Source organism: Gilvimarinus xylanilyticus (assembly GCF_024195295.1).
Lineage (GTDB): Bacteria > Pseudomonadota > Gammaproteobacteria > Pseudomonadales > Cellvibrionaceae > Gilvimarinus > Gilvimarinus xylanilyticus.
This window is the reverse complement of record NZ_JAMFTH010000003.1, coordinates 199,129-218,711: the sequence shown is the minus strand read 5'-3', so window position 1 is coordinate 218,711 and position 19,583 is coordinate 199,129. Positions and strand designations below refer to the sequence as shown.

At 48.8% G+C, this 19,583-nt stretch carries 19 protein-coding genes; 5 read left to right on the top strand and 14 right to left on the bottom strand.

The genetic code is table 11. The features are described from left to right. Positions 1 to 11: 11 nt before the first annotated feature. Genes M6D89_RS11470 through M6D89_RS11460 form a run of 3 tightly spaced genes read right to left on the bottom strand, consistent with a single transcriptional unit; the run spans position 12 to position 1,284 of the window. Entirely contained in the window at positions 12 to 566 is a 555-nt protein-coding gene (locus tag M6D89_RS11470) for a porin family protein (protein WP_253968212.1), read from the bottom strand. Positions 567 to 602: 36 nt separating this feature from the next. Then, complete coding sequence (locus M6D89_RS11465) at positions 603 to 911, bottom strand: hypothetical protein (protein ID WP_253968211.1); 309 nt, start codon at positions 909 to 911, stop codon at positions 603 to 605. Between the two features lie 4 nt (positions 912 to 915). After that, positions 916 to 1,284 (bottom strand): PH domain-containing protein, encoded by a 369-nt coding sequence (locus tag M6D89_RS11460; protein WP_253968210.1) that lies wholly within the window; start codon positions 1,282 to 1,284, stop codon positions 916 to 918. Positions 1,285 to 1,566: 282 nt separating this feature from the next. On the opposite strand from M6D89_RS11460, the gene M6D89_RS11455 reads away from it, so the two are divergent. Next, positions 1,567 to 3,129 carry a cation:proton antiporter family protein gene (locus tag M6D89_RS11455; RefSeq protein WP_253968209.1) on the top strand — a complete coding sequence of 521 codons (1,563 nt, stop codon included), beginning with the start codon at positions 1,567 to 1,569 and terminating at the stop codon, positions 3,127 to 3,129. Here the strand turns inward: M6D89_RS11455 and M6D89_RS11450 are convergent. The 7 genes from M6D89_RS11450 to M6D89_RS11420 form a co-directional block, all read right to left on the bottom strand. Next, a complete protein-coding gene (locus M6D89_RS11450; RefSeq protein WP_253968208.1) occupies positions 3,126 to 4,871 on the bottom strand; it encodes a hypothetical protein in 1,746 nt (581 codons plus the stop codon). The genes M6D89_RS11455 and M6D89_RS11450 overlap by 4 nt on opposite strands. Positions 4,872 to 5,860: 989 nt before the next feature. Further along, positions 5,861 to 7,453 (bottom strand): TnsD family Tn7-like transposition protein, encoded by a 1,593-nt coding sequence (locus tag M6D89_RS17490; RefSeq protein ID WP_418930357.1) that lies wholly within the window; start codon positions 7,451 to 7,453, stop codon positions 5,861 to 5,863. A 2-nt stretch (positions 7,454 to 7,455) separates the two neighbouring features. Then, positions 7,456 to 8,364, bottom strand: a complete 909-nt coding sequence (locus tag M6D89_RS11440; protein WP_253968206.1) for a TniQ family protein — start codon at positions 8,362 to 8,364, stop codon at positions 7,456 to 7,458. Then, positions 8,348 to 9,862: an ATP-binding protein gene (locus M6D89_RS11435; RefSeq protein WP_253968205.1), complete on the bottom strand. Its 1,515-nt coding sequence runs from the start codon at positions 9,860 to 9,862 to the stop codon at positions 8,348 to 8,350. The genes M6D89_RS11440 and M6D89_RS11435 overlap by 17 nt, the downstream gene beginning before the upstream one ends. 9 nt (positions 9,863 to 9,871) lie before the next feature. Beyond that, positions 9,872 to 12,115 (bottom strand): hypothetical protein, encoded by a 2,244-nt coding sequence (locus M6D89_RS11430; RefSeq protein WP_253968204.1) that lies wholly within the window; start codon positions 12,113 to 12,115, stop codon positions 9,872 to 9,874. Then, positions 12,108 to 12,914 (bottom strand): TnsA endonuclease N-terminal domain-containing protein, encoded by an 807-nt coding sequence (locus M6D89_RS11425; protein WP_253968203.1) that lies wholly within the window; start codon positions 12,912 to 12,914, stop codon positions 12,108 to 12,110. Before M6D89_RS11425 ends, M6D89_RS11430 begins: the two co-directional genes overlap by 8 nt. A gap of 605 nt (positions 12,915 to 13,519) precedes the next feature. Further along, complete coding sequence (locus M6D89_RS11420; RefSeq protein WP_253968202.1) at positions 13,520 to 13,825, bottom strand: hypothetical protein; 306 nt, start codon at positions 13,823 to 13,825, stop codon at positions 13,520 to 13,522. Between the two features lie 239 nt (positions 13,826 to 14,064). Between M6D89_RS11420 and M6D89_RS11415 the strand changes: the two genes are divergently transcribed. From M6D89_RS11415 to M6D89_RS11405, 3 genes are all read left to right on the top strand, one after another. Continuing rightward, complete coding sequence (locus M6D89_RS11415) at positions 14,065 to 14,355, top strand: helix-turn-helix domain-containing protein (protein ID WP_253968201.1); 291 nt, start codon at positions 14,065 to 14,067, stop codon at positions 14,353 to 14,355. A 2-nt stretch (positions 14,356 to 14,357) separates the two neighbouring features. Beyond that, positions 14,358 to 15,971: an HAD family hydrolase gene (locus M6D89_RS17215; RefSeq protein ID WP_253968200.1), complete on the top strand. Its 1,614-nt coding sequence runs from the start codon at positions 14,358 to 14,360 to the stop codon at positions 15,969 to 15,971. A 135-nt stretch (positions 15,972 to 16,106) separates the two neighbouring features. Further along, positions 16,107 to 16,592 carry a 5' nucleotidase, NT5C type gene (locus tag M6D89_RS11405; protein WP_253968199.1) on the top strand — a complete coding sequence of 162 codons (486 nt, stop codon included), beginning with the start codon at positions 16,107 to 16,109 and terminating at the stop codon, positions 16,590 to 16,592. Positions 16,593 to 16,689: 97 nt separating this feature from the next. Here the strand turns inward: M6D89_RS11405 and M6D89_RS11400 are convergent, their stop codons facing one another. The 4 genes from M6D89_RS11400 to M6D89_RS11385 all read right to left on the bottom strand — a co-directional run bounded on the left by M6D89_RS11400 (position 16,690) and on the right by M6D89_RS11385 (position 19,178). Further along, positions 16,690 to 17,436 (bottom strand): metallophosphoesterase, encoded by a 747-nt coding sequence (locus tag M6D89_RS11400; protein ID WP_253968198.1) that lies wholly within the window; start codon positions 17,434 to 17,436, stop codon positions 16,690 to 16,692. An 86-nt stretch (positions 17,437 to 17,522) separates the two neighbouring features. After that, a complete protein-coding gene (locus M6D89_RS17395) occupies positions 17,523 to 17,912 on the bottom strand; it encodes a DUF4113 domain-containing protein (protein ID WP_336297553.1) in 390 nt (129 codons plus the stop codon). Next, complete coding sequence (locus tag M6D89_RS11390; protein ID WP_253968196.1) at positions 17,828 to 18,787, bottom strand: Y-family DNA polymerase; 960 nt, start codon at positions 18,785 to 18,787, stop codon at positions 17,828 to 17,830. The genes M6D89_RS17395 and M6D89_RS11390 overlap by 85 nt, the downstream gene beginning before the upstream one ends. Next, a complete protein-coding gene (locus M6D89_RS11385; RefSeq protein WP_253968195.1) occupies positions 18,750 to 19,178 on the bottom strand; it encodes a LexA family protein in 429 nt (142 codons plus the stop codon). The genes M6D89_RS11390 and M6D89_RS11385 overlap by 38 nt, the downstream gene beginning before the upstream one ends. A 66-nt stretch (positions 19,179 to 19,244) precedes the next feature. Here M6D89_RS11385 and M6D89_RS11380 point away from each other — a divergent pair, with 66 nt between their 5' ends. Beyond that, a complete protein-coding gene (locus M6D89_RS11380; RefSeq protein ID WP_256504613.1) occupies positions 19,245 to 19,544 on the top strand; it encodes an SOS response-associated peptidase family protein in 300 nt (99 codons plus the stop codon). Positions 19,545 to 19,583: the final 39 nt, after the last annotated feature.

Genomic DNA, 19,583 nt, shown 5'->3' with positions numbered 1-19,583 from the left:
CTTCACCGGCCTTAGAAACGATAGTCCAGGGTTGCGGAGATAGTGGTGAAGTTATACTGCTCCACTTCTACCAGATCGCGATACTCAAAGTTCAGGTTTAAGTGCTCATCCAGAATAAAACCTAAACCCAGCCCCCAGGAGAAATCATCGTCGCTAAAATCGGTGCTGATATCGTTGGTTTCGACGGCAAAGTCGATATCGGCATAGCCCAACAGGGCATAAAACCGACCGGTTTGATTGACTGCTTCGGCGCGATAGTAAACGGCCGAGTAGCTGTCGATATCCATCATTAGTTCATCGTCTGAATCCAGTCCGTCTAGGTCTAGTTCCTCCTTGCCCGTGCCTATCCCGTAACGCACTTCGGCGCCCAGCCAGGGGTTGTACTTGTAGCCTGCGAAGACTTCACCCATCCAGGAGCTGGGAGTGTCGAAGGATGGGCTGTCGTCCACATCCACAGCGGAAACACCACCACCGACAAAAAAGCCGCGGTTGTTATCGGCGTGGGAGTAGCTGCCGAGTAATAGAAGTGGCAGGCTTGCAAGAGTAAAGGCTTTGCGTAGGTTCATAGTGTCCAGTCAATTATTCAGAGAAATGGAAGGCGGCTAAAAAATCCAGGCAATCATCAGCCAGATCACCACAAAAAATGTGAAAAAACCGCCCAGTACATATTGCAGTTCGCCGATCAGACCATCGCCCGAGCTAATGGCAAACACCACTAAAAGAGCGATGGTGACAAAAAAGGCCACTACCGCAGCATCTTTTAAGCCCATTCCGGCGCTGAATAGGCCGTCGGCGGATTCGGCAACCAGTGGAATCATCAGCGCTACCGCAGCCACCACGAGCGCCAGTACCACCACCAAAGCGATAAGCGTGGTGCGTGCCTGGCGCTTGTCTTTGTCGTCGCTGCTCATAGGGCTAGTCGTTGGCTTTGATTATGTCGCGCACGGTGTTGGGGTCGGGTAAGCCCTTAGCGACTATCTCGGGGTTGTCGCCCGCGGTGTAAAGCTCGACTGTGCCGGTGCCAAATATCCGATTCATGAACGATTGCCTTACGCGCACGGTGCGAATGCTTTTAATATTCAGCTCCGAGCGCTCTTTGCTCAATAAACCTTTTTCAAACAGCACGTCAGAGTCGGTAATCATCAATTTAGATGACTTATTATTCAGGTGCCAGATTAACAGAATAATGATGCCTAACCCGAAAGCGGGGATCAGAATGATCGCCAGCAAAAAGCCGAAGGGGTTATCTTTCATTACCGGGTGAGCGGAGTAGAGCTCTTTCATAGTTTGGCCTAACGGGTCAATTTAAGTTCTACAATGCCGAGGAGTATAAGGCTAATACAGCCCGTGCGCAAAAGGCTTAAAATAAAGGCTAGGGCGGCGATAAGACTGGGCTCCAAGTGGCTAAAACCTAAGCCTGCTCGTGGTCATGGACTGGCGTGAGCCTCAAATCCTGGCGGCGTATGCTTGGGGCGCGTGTTAATCCGCCAACTTTGATTGCCGGGTTAATATCATTGAACTGGTATAGTAGACCAATGGATCAATTTTAAGGAATACGCAGATTATATGTTGGAAGCAGTTTGGATTGCCTGTGCTTTTATCTTGGGGCTCGCCGTAAGGGGTATGGGTTTGCCGCCACTGGTGGGGTACCTGGCGGCGGGCTTTGCCATCAGTGCGTTGGGGCAATGGGTGCATTTACCCGAGTATGGCAATGATGTGATTGGCCATATCGCTCACCTGGGCGTTCTACTGTTGCTCTTTACCGTGGGCCTAAAGCTGCGGGTGCGCAATCTGGTGCAGCCCGAGGTTATCGGCGGTGGCATCGTGCATTTTGTGATTGCGGTCATGCTGCTGAGCCCGGGTGTCTATTTGCTGCTGGATTTGACGGTTCAAGAGGCACTGCTGCTGGGGGTAGCCCTGTCGTTTTCCAGCACGGTACTGGCCGCCAAGGTGCTGGATGCCAAGCGCGAGCTGCGCGCCTTTCACGGCCGGGTGGCCATTGGTATTTTGGTGGTTCAGGATCTCTTGGCGCTTCTGGTCATCAGCCTCACCGGCGATAGCGCGCCCTCGCCTTGGGCGCTATTGGTGTTGGGGCTGCCCCTGCTGAGGCCGCTGCTGTTTAAGCTGCTGGATGTCTGTGGCCACGATGAGCTAATGGTGTTGTTGGGGTTGCTACTGGCGCTGGTGGTGGGCGGCTTAGGCTTCGAGCACTTGGGGCTTAGCTCAGAGCTGGGCGCTCTGGCGTTTGGGGTTTTACTGGCCAAGCACAAGCGGGCCACCGAACTGTCTAACTCCCTGTGGAGTATTAAAGAAGTCTTCTTGGTGGGCTTTTTTCTGCAAATCGGTATGAGCGGTCTGCCCGGCAAAGACGCATTCATTCTGGCCGCCGCCGCGACCCTGGTTTTACCTTTGAAGGGGCTGGTTTTCTTTTTCCTGCTGGTGGCTTTCAAGCTGCGGGCCCGCAGCGCCTTTCTGTCCTCCCTCGCATTGACTAACTACAGTGAGTTCGGTTTGATTGTTGCGGCCATTGTCCTGCCCGAATGGCTGGTGCCGCTGGCGTTGACCGTAGCCGTGTCGTTTGTGATTTCCGCGCCTTTAAATCGCATCGCTCACCCGTTTTACGAGCGTTTATCGGCACGCCTGCTGCGCTTTGAGCGCGATATTCACCACCCCGATCAGCAACCTATTTCTCTGGGCGACGCCGAGGTGCTGATCTTCGGTATGGGGCGCACGGGTACGGCCGCTTACGAACAGCTTAAAAGCCGGGTGCCTGGTCTTATTGCACTCGACTCCGACCCCGGCAAGGTGGAGCGCCACCGGCAGGAGGGACGCCACGTACTCTTCGCCGATGCCGAGGACCAGGTGTTTTGGCAGGGATTGGACATGGCGAATATCAAGGCGGTGATATTGAGCATGAGCGATCTGGAGGCGAAAATAATTTCGGTGCGGCAACTTCGCCAGCGTGGCTTTGACGGGTTTATTGCCTCACACACGCTCTACCAGGATGAAGCCGATAAAATCAACAAGGCCGGCGCCGACGAGACCTACCTGACGATGTCCGAGGCTGGGGTGGGGCTTGCCGAGCATTTGCAGGAAAAGTTGCAAAGCACAGAAGTGAAACTTCCCTAGGGAGCTTGCTTGGGTTTCGGAGGGGGCAGTATCTTTACCGCCCGCAAACAATTGATGCAAGCGGGTAGCAAATCCAGGGCGTCCAGGTAGCGCTGCGAGTTTATTGCCTGCTCTATTCCCGAGAGCCAACATGCCAGCTTTACCAACGAGCTATCGATCTGCGCGATATCGCTTCGCTGTCCCTGTGCCTGGTCAATAATATCGGCAATGCTGGCAATCCCCTGGGCATTGGCGGGAAACTGTGCGCCAAAACATTCTATTTTCCATTGCCCCCACTGAGATACCTGCGCCCGGTTCTGGTCGTGCGCGATAAGCGTCCGATAATTGATCGCCGGGTTTACAAAAGTCAGGGGCAGCTCGCGCAACTTTTCCCGAATTGGCTCAAGGTGTTGGCAAATATCGTTTAAATGCGTTGTTTGCTCCTCGTCGGCGGCTAAATAAAGGGGCTGAAATAAATCCCCGAATAGCTTTTGCCATAAAAGTGGATGTGAGCGCAGGTAAGCGTCTTGAATCTCGCCGCCGGGTGGACAGTAGCAAAGTGCGCGTAAGGCGCAGGCGGATAAAGCCTCCGTTTGACCGCGATCATCCAAAGGGCTGCCGCCCGGCGGCGTTGCTAAAACGTGGATATGAAAGCCATCTAGAATACTCGCATGCTCCAGCTTAGGCGCGGGAAGTTGCTCGGCGCAGGGCGAACTCAACAAGCTGGCTTCGTGCAGCGCCAAGGCTTTACGCGTGGTATCAAATATTTTAACCAGGCAGGATCTACCGGTCGCGACCTGAACTACCCCAAATATATACACGTCGGGTGTGGTCGACTGAAGCCAGTGCACCTTTATGTTTTCTTGCTCGGACGTTAGCCACTCACACTGTCGCAGCACTTGCGTTAGCCACCGGTCTCTGGCGGGTGGAGCCAACAACGGGGCGATTTTATCGGACTGGTTTCCCTTACTCTGGAGCAGCAGATGTTCTTGATACAAAAGTGCAGAGACTTTTTCTCGCTGACGGCTGATGTGTGTTAAATCGCCCACGCCGGCGGCAATTTTTGAGGTGGCCTGACGAGCCAGAATAAGCGCAGCGATGGTAAACAACACCGAGGGCGCCGAAAAATACAGATGGTCTACCACCACGACAGCAAAGCAAACCAGAAAGCCAATGTTACCCAGATTATTGAGCGACTGGATAATCAGCTGCGGCTTGTTAATGCGCTGAGCATAATGGAAAATTCGTACGGCAGGCCAAATACTGAGGGCGAAAAAAGCGATCAATGCCAGACACATATTAAGGTACAAAACGCCCAGCAAGCTGATTACACCCAGCGTGAGGAGCAGGGCGGCAACAGCGCGGACCATTCGCTTATAAGTATCGCTGGCAATATCGCCCTGGTTTTCAAACAGCACCACTTTGCCGGTTTTGCCAATCACTTCGGTCGCGGCCGAATCTATCCACCGCCCAGTCAGCTTTTCGCCAGCGAGATAAACCCCGTAAAAAACCAGTGTCAGTCCGCTCAAGAGTAACGTTAGCTGCTCAAGTGTCATCGAGCGCAAGGGCTCGGGCATATAGGAGGGTATGGCGTCCAGGCCCAGCAACATAACCACTTTGATGGGCAATAACATGGCGACCATTAAACACGCTTGACCCAGCAGCGAGGTAAAAATGGCGGCCCAGGAACGCCCGGGTGTTTGCCCCACCAAATGTTTCGCCAAATCGAAAAGCCAGCGGTAAATGTTGTCTTCTTTGCTCAAACTGTTTGCCTACTTGGTTTCGCTAATGCCTTTATGATCTGAAGGAATTATAACGAAGACAATGTATTCTTGGAGCCCAGTGTTTTCGGGGGTTCCAGAAGGTGAAATTTAGGGTCTTTTTTGAATTAAATCGAAGACTTTTTAAGTGCTTGATTTTGTTGAATATTTTTTCTTCCATATCTGCCCAGTATTTTCGGCTCGTCGGGCACAACGGGACGCTTCCTTGCAATTTGGTAGCTGCTCCTCGATGGCTTAAGCTCGTGAGTGACAAGATTCTAAGGTTCAAACTCATGGGGTTACGCCCAACTCCATACTTGGGCCCACTTCGCCACTTCCTATTTCGCTTAGAGACTGCGCTTGCGACAAGCGATATCAAAACTGATATTAATTAGTCATTACTGAGTATCCATAGATTCTTTTAAGATCACGGGAATCTGAAAATATTCTTGGCTTTTCGGGAAAGCTTATATTTATCCAACTATTTCCATACTTCTAGTGTCGCGGTATTCAAGTGAATAATTGCAATTCAACGTTACCCTAGATGCAGAATATAACACTGCTATCGGATAGAGACTAAACAAAAAAGGCTTAAATCTCAATAAGTTGGTACGATGTAAGGGCGACCAAACAAAGTAAAAACTAAGAGATTTAAGCCTTGACATATCTTAATACGGGCTTGTCACATTTACTCACATCTATGCCGAGGCATTAACTTGGAATCTTGGCCAGTCAGCACCATCAAGGTCGAAGTTGCCAAAATATCTCGCTGGCCTCAACTTGTGTTATGTCACAATCGGTACTTTAGCTATGTCGTGCAAGATAGGGGCGGTAAATACGTCTTCTATACCAGTCGTGCAATCAACCCGAACGATTTCAATTAAAAAATTGACGTATAGGTTCATTACTTGCGATTTTTAACCGCTGTGGGCTGTGTTTTTTCGCGACAAAGTCTGATGCGATTATGAAATGTTTTATCTATTAGTCCAAATCTACAATACACCCATTTCACGCAGTGTCGATGCCGTAAGCGGTAGATTGTTCAGATGTTTTAGCAAAAACCCGTGTCCGACGATTAGGTGATCAATCTCGCTCAGCGATGTCTTCGGCTTAAGGTCCAGGGCTCGTAGGGCTTTAGAAAGCCGTGCATCCTCTTTCTGCCAGTTTTTACCAGGTGGAAGAGGCTTTGTTTTGGGGGGCAAAAGCGTTTCCAAAAGTTCTTTATCTTCATTATAGATTGCAAAGTACGAAGCAGCGCAATGACTTTTTATGTCCTTGCGCAACCATCCTGGGTGCTTAGATCTGATTTTGGTGAGTTCTTCCACGGCAGCTTCTATTTTTTTCTGATGGCGAAGGTCCCGACGTAGCTGTGATAGACCAGGCGTGTTACTGATAACCATCTCTACGTATCCGACACCGACTCCCGTCTTTGATGAAATTGTTTTCCGATGCATTCCGATCGTTGCTAGTGCGATAACCTTGCGTCTTATTTCTTCCGGATAGACCATGGAGTTGGTGCCATGGGGAATTCCGTGTATCTCTGCCACATGACGTATATATGATCTACTTCTCCCCACAGTGCTCTCAATTTTTCGCATGCTACATCCGTCCTCCAGAAACTCTAAGACCAGCTGTTCTTGACCATAACGCTCTTTAGATATATCCAGGTGTCGACCTTTTTCTTTGGGGATTTTGGCGAGATAGTGATTAGCCTCTCCATCAAGTAGCCAAAAGGCAAGCAGCAAGTGTTTTGCGGGGTGGCAGCGATAATGTGTTTTTCGGCGCAGAAGAGGTCCGATAAACTTGAATGTCCCTAGTGTCTCAGGCATTCCCAGTGAGTCACTGAAGTCATAGTCTTCGTATGCATTTATGATCTGACAGACTAGCTTTCGGAGACGTACATGGCCTGCTCGCGTTCGTAGGCCCTTCCCTCTTAAAAAATCATGATAAATCCTATGGTAGTCAATCGGCTGCGGTGAACTCTTTGCCAGCTCAAGTGCATTATGAGAAAACAGCGCTAATCTCGTCTCGATCGGGGAGCATAGTTCTGGTTCCATTTCGATAGGAGGCATGGAGATGTATCTGTCATACCCAAAATCACCGCCACTCACACCGATCAGCCGACAAGCGTGCTCATGACACGCTCCGATGCCTGGGATTTGGTGACTTAGTTTGTAGTAGGCATAGCCCAGACGAGCTCGATCTTCCCGCACGCATACTGGACAAACCTTTAGTCCTTCGTAGAAGTGTAGCTTTGAATGGGGGAGGCCTGAAGCAATGACAGCACATCCCCCATGACCTGACAGCATTGCCTTTTTCAATCGCCTGTACTTGTCGAATCCAAACCACTTAAATAGGGGGTACAGCGTGTGCCTGCTCAATAATTCCTCTGCCGATACGTCTAACTGCCTGCCGATTGTCTTCAAGTGTGCAGTCATATATGGATGCAGCCGGACCCTAGCACCTCCCAAAACTTCAGCCAGGGCGCTGGGACGAGAGGGCGATGCACTCAATCGTAACGCTCTGGCCACAAAGCTCGACACGGTCTCGTCAGGCTGAATCCGGTGTCGGTAGGGTATTTTCATAGTCAGTCAACGTCGATGTTCAGTTCGAAGCGAAGCCAGAAAAGTATTACAAGCCAGTAAACTGGGTGTCGGACCGTCTTTGCGCGGTCGTAAAGCGTCGTCCATAGGATATTTGGTCGCTTGTCTCTATCGTCCCGATAAGCTTTGAATAAGTGGCTCAGAACTGCGTACCCAGTTTTGGCTTCGAATTGAGTCGACAGATCGTCGAATAAGCTACGATCTTTAAGACGAATTTTCTTAGGAAGACCAAGGAGTAACCATATTTCTGATCGCCACTCCGAGACAACTTCAAGGGACTCTAAGAGAATGCGATCCACCTTAAGAACGAAGCGACTCCATTTCTGCAGCTCGCTGGAAAGCGGCATGGATGATAGGTCGGCGGGATGCCAAGAGGCCGGTAGGATCAAGCTTGACATATGTCTAAGCGAATCGCAGGAAAGCAGCTCTGTCCCATGTATATAGCAGTGAGCGACTGAGGGAAGCTGATGGTTTCTGTGCCAAAAACTGTATCCCAGTTGTTCCTTGTCATTTTCTGCGCAGCGAGGACAAAGTTGCCACCCTGTATTGAAAGCCAAAGTAGTATGTTCAAGTCGGGCTGGGGCCAGACAGTTAGTAAGCTCTAGCCTTTGATCCATTTCCACACTGAGCTCCCAAAGGGCTACGGCGGTATGAGTGTAGGCTAACCGCCGCTCGTCTATACAGCGAATTTGCGATGCGACAGATTTCAATAGCATTTCATCGGGCCGCTGAGCCTGAATGTGGCGCTTTGGAAGATTCCACTTTTTCAGAACCTGGTCAAATGAGAAGTAGCCCATACCGGAGCGCAGGTTAAGTCTAATCCACGCACTGACCAGATGCTCATGATCAGCAATCGGGAACAGGTAGGAACTCGGCTCAGCCATCTGAAACATTGTGTTCTACCGTTTGTCCAGCCAGTGTCAGGCGTGCTTTTTGTTCTAGCTTCTGTCGAATTCCTCGCAGTTTTCGTTTCTGTTGTGGATCGAGTTCATGAGTTGATTTGATATCGTCCACGGCCTCTACAAGCTTAGTCGCCGCTACGCCGCTGAACTCCTCGGAATTTGCGAAATGTTCCAAGCGCTGAAGCGCCGATGAATTGTCGCCCTTGTCCAGGAGTTGATTTATCGTGAAAAGATCGCGAAATCGTTGAGTATTATTCTTCCTCAGAGCAATCAGGCAGATTCTCAAAAGTTTGAATCGAGTAGCATAGACCTGCTTAAGAAGCGCAAGGGTGATAGTTTCCTTACCTGAGACAATCGCCTCCACTTGGGCCTCTTGCCAGAGCGTAAAGAGCACATAGGGCAAGCCGCAGCTGAGGTGGTAGAGTTCTTGATCGAGTTTCGTGCTATAAGGTATACGCTTTTTGACAACCTGATACTCAATGACTGCATTTACTAGCTTCTCCCAATCGACCGACCGCTGGGGAGGTGCGTCTGCCGAACTGGAACCCCCAGAGCTTTTGTGACTTGCTAATTGGGTGTAGGGCAAAATTTCAATTGTGTGGCCCACCCTTCTTGAATGTCGGAACTTGCCTTGGAAATTGAGGAGGGAGTCGGATGTCCCCAGCTTGAGGAACGGGACAAAGATGGTGTTCGACATCGAATCGAAAAGCTGGAGCATTTCATTGTAAAACCGCTTGCTGGCGACATCGAGGTTTTGGAATTCATCAATGATAATAACACCCACGTGATACCGTATGCATAGTGTACGCAGCATCGACTCCATAACACCGATGGTTGCACCACGTCCTTTTTTTGGCTGAACCTGTTCCAAGTAATTGGTGTCCTCGGTCCCCTGCAGTGTGTCATCAAAAGCCTTGAGCATATTTCTCAACAGCGTCGCTCTTGAGCCGTCATGAGGCATCTCAACATTCAGGTATACAATCTGTATGTCCGCGAACGTTTGACTTTTGTGCAAGATGACTGTCGGAAAAACCGATGAAAGAATAATGTTCTTCATAAGGGTTTTCCCCATTCCGGAGTATCCCGTCAAGAATAGGTGCTCGGTCGTGGTTGCAGAGCTTTGGTCTCGGAGGTTGGAACTGGCAGCCTCTATGTCGACTTCCGGATCGGCCACGTCGTATGACCAGCTTACTACAGAGGGCTCCAAAGGGTTTCGGCGTTCATAGCCTCCGACGATGATGGAGTAGACGGCGTTGTAAAACTCCAGGAAGTATGTCGTTGGGACCACCAGATTACGCATTTGCCGGACTTGATGAACCCGATCCGATTTTGACAAATTGTTGGAATCACTTAGCTTGGGCGTTCGTGTGAGCAGTTCCCTCAGACGTCTCGGAGGAATTTTATCGGGTAGCGCACAAATTAGAGGATTCCCTCGGTGATGCGACAATTCTGGCGTACGATATTGAGCATTCGCTACGCTTACTTTCATGATTTTTTCCTACTGGTTGAATGCGTCGAGTTCTTCGTGCGATTCATGAGTTCCAATTTCGCCAAACTCGTTCCGGGGCACTTCCTCGTATGGCGTCTCAGATGTATCCGAAAGACCTATGCCGAACTGCTCTCGAGCGGCGTTTAGAAACCGATATTGTTGAGTCACTAGCTCCAGTGTGCTCTCGAACATCCGCTGCTCCTTAATCTTGCCAAGCTTAGGGACTGGTGCCTTAATTTGGACTGATCGTGCGGAGTTGACGGTCGTCTCTATGAGGTCATCGAGAAAAACCTTGCTCCTCAGACTTGTTTCTTTGAGGTCCGCATAGTCACTGCGCTCTGACTCACGTTGATGGTGTACCTCTACGAAGCTAAGCCCGGTAAAGCGCTGATCCCGCGCATCGAGTGTGGCTGGTTTTAGACCTTCGGCAGTAGAGACAAAAATGAGATCGACTAATCCTCGAAAAAGCCGACATGGAAACTTAACGGCACTGTTGCCATGTGGTCGCCGGTCTTGGAGACCCTGCTCAAGCGTCCATGCGCAGTTGTATCTGAGCCCCGACCCTAGCAGCAGGAGACCGTCCTTATGCACCGACACCTCGCCGGCCTCAAGAAGCTTGAGATACAACTCAGATTCACTGATCTGAACAAATCCGCTGGGCCGGTACACGCTACCCCATTCCCATATCTGCCTGGGTATGGGTTTGACCCCATCCCTTACCATCTCTCGCGTTAAAGGGTAGTCTTCAATTAAATGGGTATTGTTGTAATGCCTAATGTAAATTGACGCGATGTAATACAGCTCGCTGATTGTCAAGCACGCTTTCTTCCGTGCAACTTGTAATGCAATATCCCTTTGGGACTTCGTTTGATGGGCGGAACTGACTCCTTGCATAAACTTGCTAAAAACGTTGAAAATGGTTTCGGCGAGTGGCTTGTCATCACCCCGTCCGGCCCTAGCAAATTTCACTGTAATGGGGAGGTCCATCAGCGGCCCTTCGCTCAATCTATTGTGAAATTCTGCTCTATCCACAAAAATCGCTTGTGGCACTCCGGCCATAGGCCACTCTTTCGGGTCCATGGGTATTCCGATCTCTTTGAGAAAGTCGGACTTCTCGCGCACAGCGCAAAAAAGTGCTTCTTTCACTGTGGCATAACTGGGGTTCTGAGTCGTAATGTAAACCCCGACGATCGCTCGAGTGAAAATGTCTCGTACGAAGTAAAGAGTTGGTTTTCCAATCTTGGTCGAACGCGTGGGATCAAAAGCACTGACAAGCTCTTCGTCAAAGGGTGTTTCATCTAGCACATAGCACTCCCCGGGTGCTACTAAGTGGGTGTAAGCATCTCCTGGCCTGCCCCGAAGATTGGCATCATACTCGGTGGCGTTACTTTTTTTTCTATCTCGCTTCGGTATAGACCCCCCATAATACTTTTTTAGCCAGTAGTAGTATTGGCCATGGCTCGGCCGCTCTTCAGGAGGTAAGAGTTCAGTACTATAGTTCTCACCGGTACGCTGTTTTTCGATCAAAGTGTTCGATGTGCGTGTTTTAAAATATCGCTTGCGCCATATGATCTCTAGGGATCTCTTTATGCTCATTCCTGATGTTTTCGAGTACAGTCTTCTCGCGGCATCAAACGCCTTATAGTCAGAATCGTTAAGAATCTTACCCCGAGCAATGTCCTTGTTCGGAGCTCCTTGCTTCACAAGGATTGAGCGTTTCTTAGGAACTCGGTTCGCGTCCTTTCCTTGCGGAAGGCCTAACCCTTGGAGGCGGCGGCCGCTTCTCAGGTATGAGTAGAATGTGTCATAAATGTACTGACGGGATCGCCCGGATCGCTTCATTGCCTCTTCAAAAATGCCGTCTCCATAGCTACTACGTAGTGTCGTCGACAAGTCTCGGACTAATGTTTCGATGTCTCGAAATCGCAGATTCATTTTCTTTATGTAGCCTTCTGGCAGCTGCTCCTCTGGAAGAGTGACCCTGGTGTCCAACCCCAAGTCCGAAAGTTCTAGATCGCATCGGTCGATAGCGTTGCATAGCTCATCTAACGGAACACATATTGGGAACTTGGCGGTGCTATGTAGGTTGATCAAAAAAACCTGATTTGCCTTATAATCCAAAAAAACGGCAAGATAAGCCTCCCGAAATTTGTGCCCTCCGATTTCTGGAAAGTCTTCAAGATCCTGAGAAGGTGAGACGACTTTTTGTAGCCGAAACTCTCGACTGAGTGCGGTAGATTTTGAGTCAATCATGAGCTGGGAAAAGTTTTAAATCAGATGCGGCTGCCTCTAGTACTAGTGGCTTCGTCCACTCAAAGGATAGCCTAGTGGTCCAGATGGCGTGGTAAAAAAGATTGGCTGCCCGTGCGTACTCAAATCCCATCATGTCAGCCGATTTTTTTAGAACATTGGCCACCCGCTCGTGGCGATCATCAGAAAGAATTCCTACAAAATTTGATAGCCAATCGTCGAAAAATAACTCTTGCTCTTTGTCTAACGTCGCATGGCGACTAAGGCGCTCTAGGTTTTCGCACTGCTGACTCTTTAAAGTGCTTGAGTCTAAGATCGTGAACTTAATGTCATTTAGTTGGCAGTACGCTTCTTGAATGGCTAACTTTTCCTGGGTTCGAAAATTATCCAAAGCAGAATGTTCCTTTACTGCGATGGCACTCATCTCGCCGTCCTTATGGATGCATACGAAATCGATTGTCTGAATTGCAGGAACCTGCGTGTCCGAATGCAGCGGGTGTTTGACTCCGAGCTCTATCGCAATGGCGACACTTTCTTCAATGGGAATAGCGAACTGCTCATAGCACTCAACGATGTCAGGATTCCAGGAAATCATCTGATACGCGAACATCTCGTTCATAGAGAGAAGGTGAACAATACGGTTTGAGTCAGAGAAATAACGAGTTTTAACTTTTATGCCGCTTGAGGGTATATCCTGCACGAGAAAATAAGGCTCATAACTTTCACGAATAAAACTTTCGACGTGATTTTTGTACCACTTTTGCTGCCGCTCAACTGAAACACCCCTTAACTTTTTAGCCATTATCGTCACCGAAATATCTGATGCATTGTAAAAAATATGTGTGGTCGACGAAACTTAGAATAGCGATTGTTTTTGGAATTGCCAAGTCTAAAATATTGAAAAATATCAATAAAATCAATAATATACATGTTTTTATATAAATGTTGCCTCCAATTATTTCCGGCTCGTTTTTTGAATCCTTAGAAAAATCAGGGATTTAGAAGTTGTAGAAATTTAAAATATTTGTATTTGTTAATAAAAGTTGTATAGAAAGTAGCGTAAAAATTATTTTTATTTTTTTTAAAATTTTTTCTTTACCTAATGAATGATCAATGGGATTTGCCCCTTTCTGCGATCTAATGCGGACGAGTTATCTTGAAAAGATAGGTTAGGGTTGGCGGAATCCAAACCCTAAATCCGTCCATTATGACATCAGTTATTGGTGATGTTTCGGAGAGGCTTGTGTTCGACTGTACGTTGATCTCGGGATATGACGGGAAAATATTCTCTTAGTGAAACGTGATGATAGCGAGCGAAGGAACTCAAGGGGCGCCCCGGGGAATGCTTGCTCGGCTATTGCCCTGTGACTCGAGCACTATCAAGCTAACTCTTAAGCCCTCTTTGGGCTATAAGTGTCCTCGTGCCACAGCATTGATCGCTAGCCAGGCTTTTTTGAAGTCTCTGATATCTCCGCTTAGCAGTAAGTCGATAGGCCGCAATCCGCAAAAAGGCGGATTGTAGTTCTTCATGGTCATAAACTGATCGATGTTTTTGGGGTTTTCGAATAGGCGCTTTAGCGCATCATCGATCGCGATGATGTACTCTCCTTTCTCTTCGTATGCGTTCTCGCTTTCGGGAACGCCCAGTATCAGCCTTTGATCGGAGGGTGATATGCCCCATCGTGTAAGAATATTTTCCGCTGCTCGATTCATCGCTAAATGACCCTACTGTCCATCGATATCTGATAAAAATAATTTGTAGCTTAAATCAATATGATAATACAGGTAAGTGTGTCTGATAATCAGCGCGCTGAGCCAGCAATCATCTAACAGTTTTGTCACAATATTCTGACAAAACGTGTTAAGAGCGAAAAGATTCGATTAAAGCTTTGACAAATCAGCTTATCTTTTTCAATATCGAAAGTGCACATGATGACTAACGAGGTGGGTTCATGGATCTGGGGCTTTTTCGAATAGGCGTGGTTCTCAAACAATACCGTAACGAAAATTGTTTCACGCTTTCGGATCTCGCTGAAAAGACCGGGCTGGAGTGTAGCACTTTATCCGCGATCGAAAATGGGCGCTTTGATGGTGATATTGGTGATCTATTGACTTATCTCAATTTTGCCAATTTTGAGCTTTCATGTGTCAATGGAGAGCAGTGTTTTCCTCAGCTTCATGAGCTTGATCTACTCTTCGGGGATGAAGAAACGTTTTCTGCCCGATTATCTCCAAGAGGTTAGCCGTGAGTCAGGACACTAAGATAGATGACTCGAAAGTGATTCGTGAAAAGCAGCTGAATGAGCTTCTTCAGAATAGCTTCAGAGCAGAGAAGTACCTAAATAAGCCTCCCCTTTTTGCGCCTAAAATTCTTACTTCTCCTTACGCCGATAAGCACTTTATCCACAAAGTTGATACTCAGGCCATCAAGCAGTACTTGGTCTACATAGAATGCGGCCTTGTGGGAACCATAGACGCCACTCCCGAGGGCTTAGTGGTCACCAATCTTTGCCCTCGAGTATGGAGTGAGTATTCCGAAGGCCGCACTTTACTGAGCGATAATCATGTAAAAAACCAGTTTCGCTTCCCTTTTTTTGATTCGCTGGACCTGGAGCGTGACTGCCTGCGTATTGGATTCGAAGTGGACGAGGACGACGTTTTAGCCATTGCGGCCATAACTCTGGAACCCCTTAATGAGAAGCTTCAAGTCCTGGCTGGCGACCAATTGGACATTAAAGCTCTCCACACATCGTCTGCTTCGTCGGAGCAAGAGAAAAACTCCACAGATGATGTTGTAAAGCCAAGACTTTTGGTGCTCGACGTAGATAATACTTTGCTGAGTACGCATGCCTACGATGCGGAAATCGCTCTCGCAAGTGGGTCTAAATTAACGGCCGAAAGTTACCTTGAGCTACTCCCGTCGGGTGGTGTGCACCCGTTCGATGACTTGCCAGCTAAAACCTATCCAAGACCCCACCTTCAGCTATTCGTTGCTGCGGTTCAGGCTATGGGCTATGACCTGGCTATTTGCACAACCGCGACGAGAGAATACATTGATCGAGTGCTGCCTCTGTGCGGCATAGAACTGGCCGAATTCTCTGTCATCAAGACACGCGAGGACCTGACTTTTCGTGGCAGCAGAATCATCAAAGATATACGAATGTACGCTGAGTATGGGTATGATATCGATCAGATTGTGGTCATTGATGATCGAAAAGACGTCTACTATAGCTCCGAAAATTTATTGCAAGTCAAAGAGTTTTTGGCGTACAGCGAAGCTTATAAGGGTGACCAGGAGCTACTCATAATGCTCAAAAAGCTTGAGTATCTTGGAGATCGATCCTTACCCGAGCTTAGAAAGGAAATAGGTTCTTATGAATATCGCGAGAGACAGCTTGAAAAATTACTAAGGCATTGCTTTAAGGCAGATAAGTACGTAGCCGGATACGAGCGCTACCAACCAACGCTAATACGCGAGAGAAGTTTCGATCCTGACTTTTACAATCATGATATAGAAGTAAATAATCCTGTTGACGATATAAAGATATTTTTTGTGTACATTGATTATGGCCTTGTAGGCCTGATTAAGGTTCACGAAAATGGCTACTTAGTCGACAACCTCTGTCCGAACATATGGAAAAATGTCCCAGGCGGTAAGTCTCAAGTCAATCTGGGTGAGCTTGAAGCTAACAATGTCCTTTCAGGACTCGATGAGGTTAAAGCGAATGAAATCTGCAAGGCCTTGGGTTATGAAGAGTATAGTAATGATATCTTAAGAGCGGCAGCGATCTCCCTGCTGCCGCTTTTCGGTAATATGCACGTGCTGGCATATTTCAGCCTTTTTGACGATGAACTCTAGCTCCATAAATGTATTTCGCGATTCGGCTTCGTCACCATCGAAGGATTCTCCTAGGCGAGATTGCATCTGGTTTTGTCTCGATTAAGGCTGCATGCTGAATCGGAAACGTATGGCAGGTAAAGACAAATGATGTCTATGAAACCATTGAATGAGAACAAGATTGTATACATTGATATGGATCATGTGCTCTGCGATTACAATGCAGGGTATAAAGCTCATCAGGAAAAATACCCAGACTTAAAGTACCCACAGAGTCAACCCGGCCTTTACCAGAGCTTGAGTCCAATGCCTAGTGCGATTGAAACCTACGCATGGCTGGACAACCATCCCCATTTTTCGGTTTATATTTTGACCTCACCCTCGATTAAAAATCCACACTGTTACAGTGAAAAACGAATTTGGGTCGAGCAGTACTTGGGCTTTGAAGCCGTAAATCAGCTGATTATCACGCCCCATAAAAACCTTAATAAGGGACATTATTTGATTGATGATAATGTAAAGGGCAAAGGGCAGGATCAATTTGAAGGAGAGCTCATTCACTTTGGATCGGAACGGTTTCCTGATTGGGAATCGGTTCGTAAATATTTTTCCGAGAGATATCCTGTGGTAGATGACTTATAATCTGGCGCCACTCATAATGCCAGTATTTATGGGTGTTCAGAATACGTTAGGCTGCGCAGGGGGGTACAGAGACGGTTTTCGATTTTGGATCCTGCCGTTATACCTCTAGAACCAATCTCGAATCAAAGTCCGGGTTTCTCTCTTCCGGATAACCCCGTGGGTTACAAATCACTTTACAGTTGCCAATGTTGTACGATGAAGTGTTATGCATATGCCCGTGAACCCATAGGTCTGGGTTGTGCTGATGTATGAACTTCTCCAGGTCAGAAGCATAAGCCGACGTTACGATATCACCCCGGTGCAGGTCTGCGACGGAATTTTCTGATGGGGCGTGATGAGTAACTACCACACTCTTAGTAGCTTCACTTGATTGCAATTGTTTGCCAAGCCATTCGAGTGACTCACGGTGTATCAGTGCTGCGTCAATTGATCGCAACTTGCTGTATCTTGGTGAAACTCTTATCTTGCGAAAGTCGTTCATCAGTTGCTGGCATTGGGCCCCCGCTAATCTCGGGTCGCCATAAATTGCAAAGTCGGTCCAGAGCGTACAGCCAAGAAAATTGACCCCATCAATTTCTATACTTTCATTTTCAAGGAGATGAATATTGGTCCCCTTGCATATCTCACGCATGTCATCAATATGCTTGGGATAAGCTTTTCCATAAAACTCGTGATTACCCAGCACATAGATAACAGGTTTATCTTGGATCACTTCTAGCGCCCACTTTATGCCTCTGTCTTTTATGTGAATGTCACCTGCAAGTACCACAACATCACAATCAGTGGGCTCATAGTCAAACGCTTCGAACTCCAAGTGTAGGTCGCTTAACAGTTGAATTTTCATGGCTTTTCTCAAGTGTTTTCTGAATTATCTAGATAACGTTACCTCTGCTAGGAAAGTAATGTGTTAATCAGATGACGGCGTTTACATTAACATTGAATCTTTGGTAGTGCATTCCAGCTAGTCGTATAGCTAGGCGAGCGGTAGCTCTGTCGCATAGCCCATTTCTTCTTTACGCCCTCGGCTGCTGTGTGCACGCTGCCGGTTCCGTATTTTGCGTTAATGCTGTCCATTACACTCATCAGCGCATCGGCCTTGGGTGGCTGCGCCGGAGTAAACATGTCTGATTGAAGGTAGGTTTTATCGACGATGTCCACCAGGCCCACGCCAGACTTTAGAAACTGATACCCCTCTTTAAACAGGTGCTTGGCTCCGCGTTGGGCGGCGGCCACGATTAGCCGCGTGTCATCCGTCGGATGGGGTAGCTGTATAGTACAGCTGCGGGCGTAGTGGTTTTTATCAAAGGGCGAAGTCTGCAAAAAACATGGATGAGCTTCACCAAATGCTTTTGCTTTCGCAGCTTTACCGCCGCCCGGGTAGCGTACAAAGCGGTGGCCTGGAGTACCGGCGGCAAGGTTGTGGCTTTTTCGCCAAATGAACGGGTGCAGTAAATCTGCTTTTTGGCTGGTGGTGCTTCTTCAAGCTCCAGGCAGCTAATACCGTTTAGCTCCTCTATCGTTCGCTCCAGGCAGACTGAGAACCGCTTGCGCAGCCACTTTACGTCGGCCCGTGAAAGCTCCCAGGCGGTGTTAATACCCAAGTACCGTAGTTCCTTGCCCAGTCTTCGCCCCACACCCCAAATGTCTTCAATATCGGCGCGTTTAAGCAGCCACTGTCGCTGCGTTTCGTTGCTCACCACGCACACATGCTCTAGCGCGGGCACCTTCTTGGCAGCGCGGTTGGCCAGCTTTGCCAGGGTTTTGCTGCTGGCCATGCCCACACCTACTGGAATGCGCACATCGCGCCATACGGCGTTCTTCATCGTGTGCCCCAGTCCCTTTAAATCACCGTCAGCGGCCCAGGGGCGTACAAAAACTTCATCAATGCTGTACACCTCTATCTCGGCGGCGTACAGGCGCAAGGTTGTCACGACGCGACTGGATAAATCGCCGTACAAGGGATAATTACTGCTAAAGACAGCTACCCCGTGTTTGCGTAGCAAATGTTCCACCATCCATACGGGCTCCAGGTCGGGTATGCCCAGTGCTTTAGCCCGGGCGACGATAAAACCATCGTTATTGCTTAATACCACCACGGGGCGGCCTCGCAGGTCCGGCCGGAAGACTTGCTCGCAACTGGCGTAAAAGCTGTTGCAATCAACCAGCGCAAACACGGTGGTACCTAATGGACGCAATCACAACCCCCTCAACCACCAGCTCAGTGTCGCCGGTGCAGGGAATGGGGGGGAAGTCATCATTGCCGGACAGCAGACGCCCTCGGCGCTTATCCAATACCTTACAGGTCAGCTCGCCGTTAACCGCCGCAATCACGACATCGCCGTGGTGCGGCTCCAGTGATCGGTCCACCACTAGCAGATCGCCGTCGTAAATACCCAGCTGAAGCATCGAGTCCCCCTGGGCCCGGGCGTAGTAGGTAGCCGCCGGGTGGCGAATCAGGTGCTCGTTCAAATCCAGCGGCTGCTCAATGTAGTCGTCCGCTGGACTCGGGAAGCCCGCTCGTACACGATGGGTAAACAGGTGCAGGGGCAAGCGGCTTAGCGGCTCTCTAACCGGTATAATCTTCATAGTGACCAATACTGTAAATATATACAGTATATCGGCAAAGGCTCAGACAGCGTCAAGGGGTTTTACATGTGCGGGCGAATATTTGTGGATCAGACGCCAGGGGCGGCGGATATGCTCAGGGTGTTGGACTTGGGGCATGACCAACTGCCTACCCATAACAACCTGGCGCCGACCGAGCCGGTACCGGTAATCTTCGCCCACGAAGGTGGCTACGATCTGGCCCCTATGCGCTGGTGGCTCCACCCAGACTGGTCAGTCGAGCCGCCTAACCAAAAGTTCGCCATGTTTAACGATCCGATAGACACCGTGCTGACCAGCCGTGCCTACAAAGGCCCCATTCAATACCGCCTAGGCATCTCCCGATAATAGCTTAAAGTAGAGAGGGGGCTATGGGTGATGAAGAAC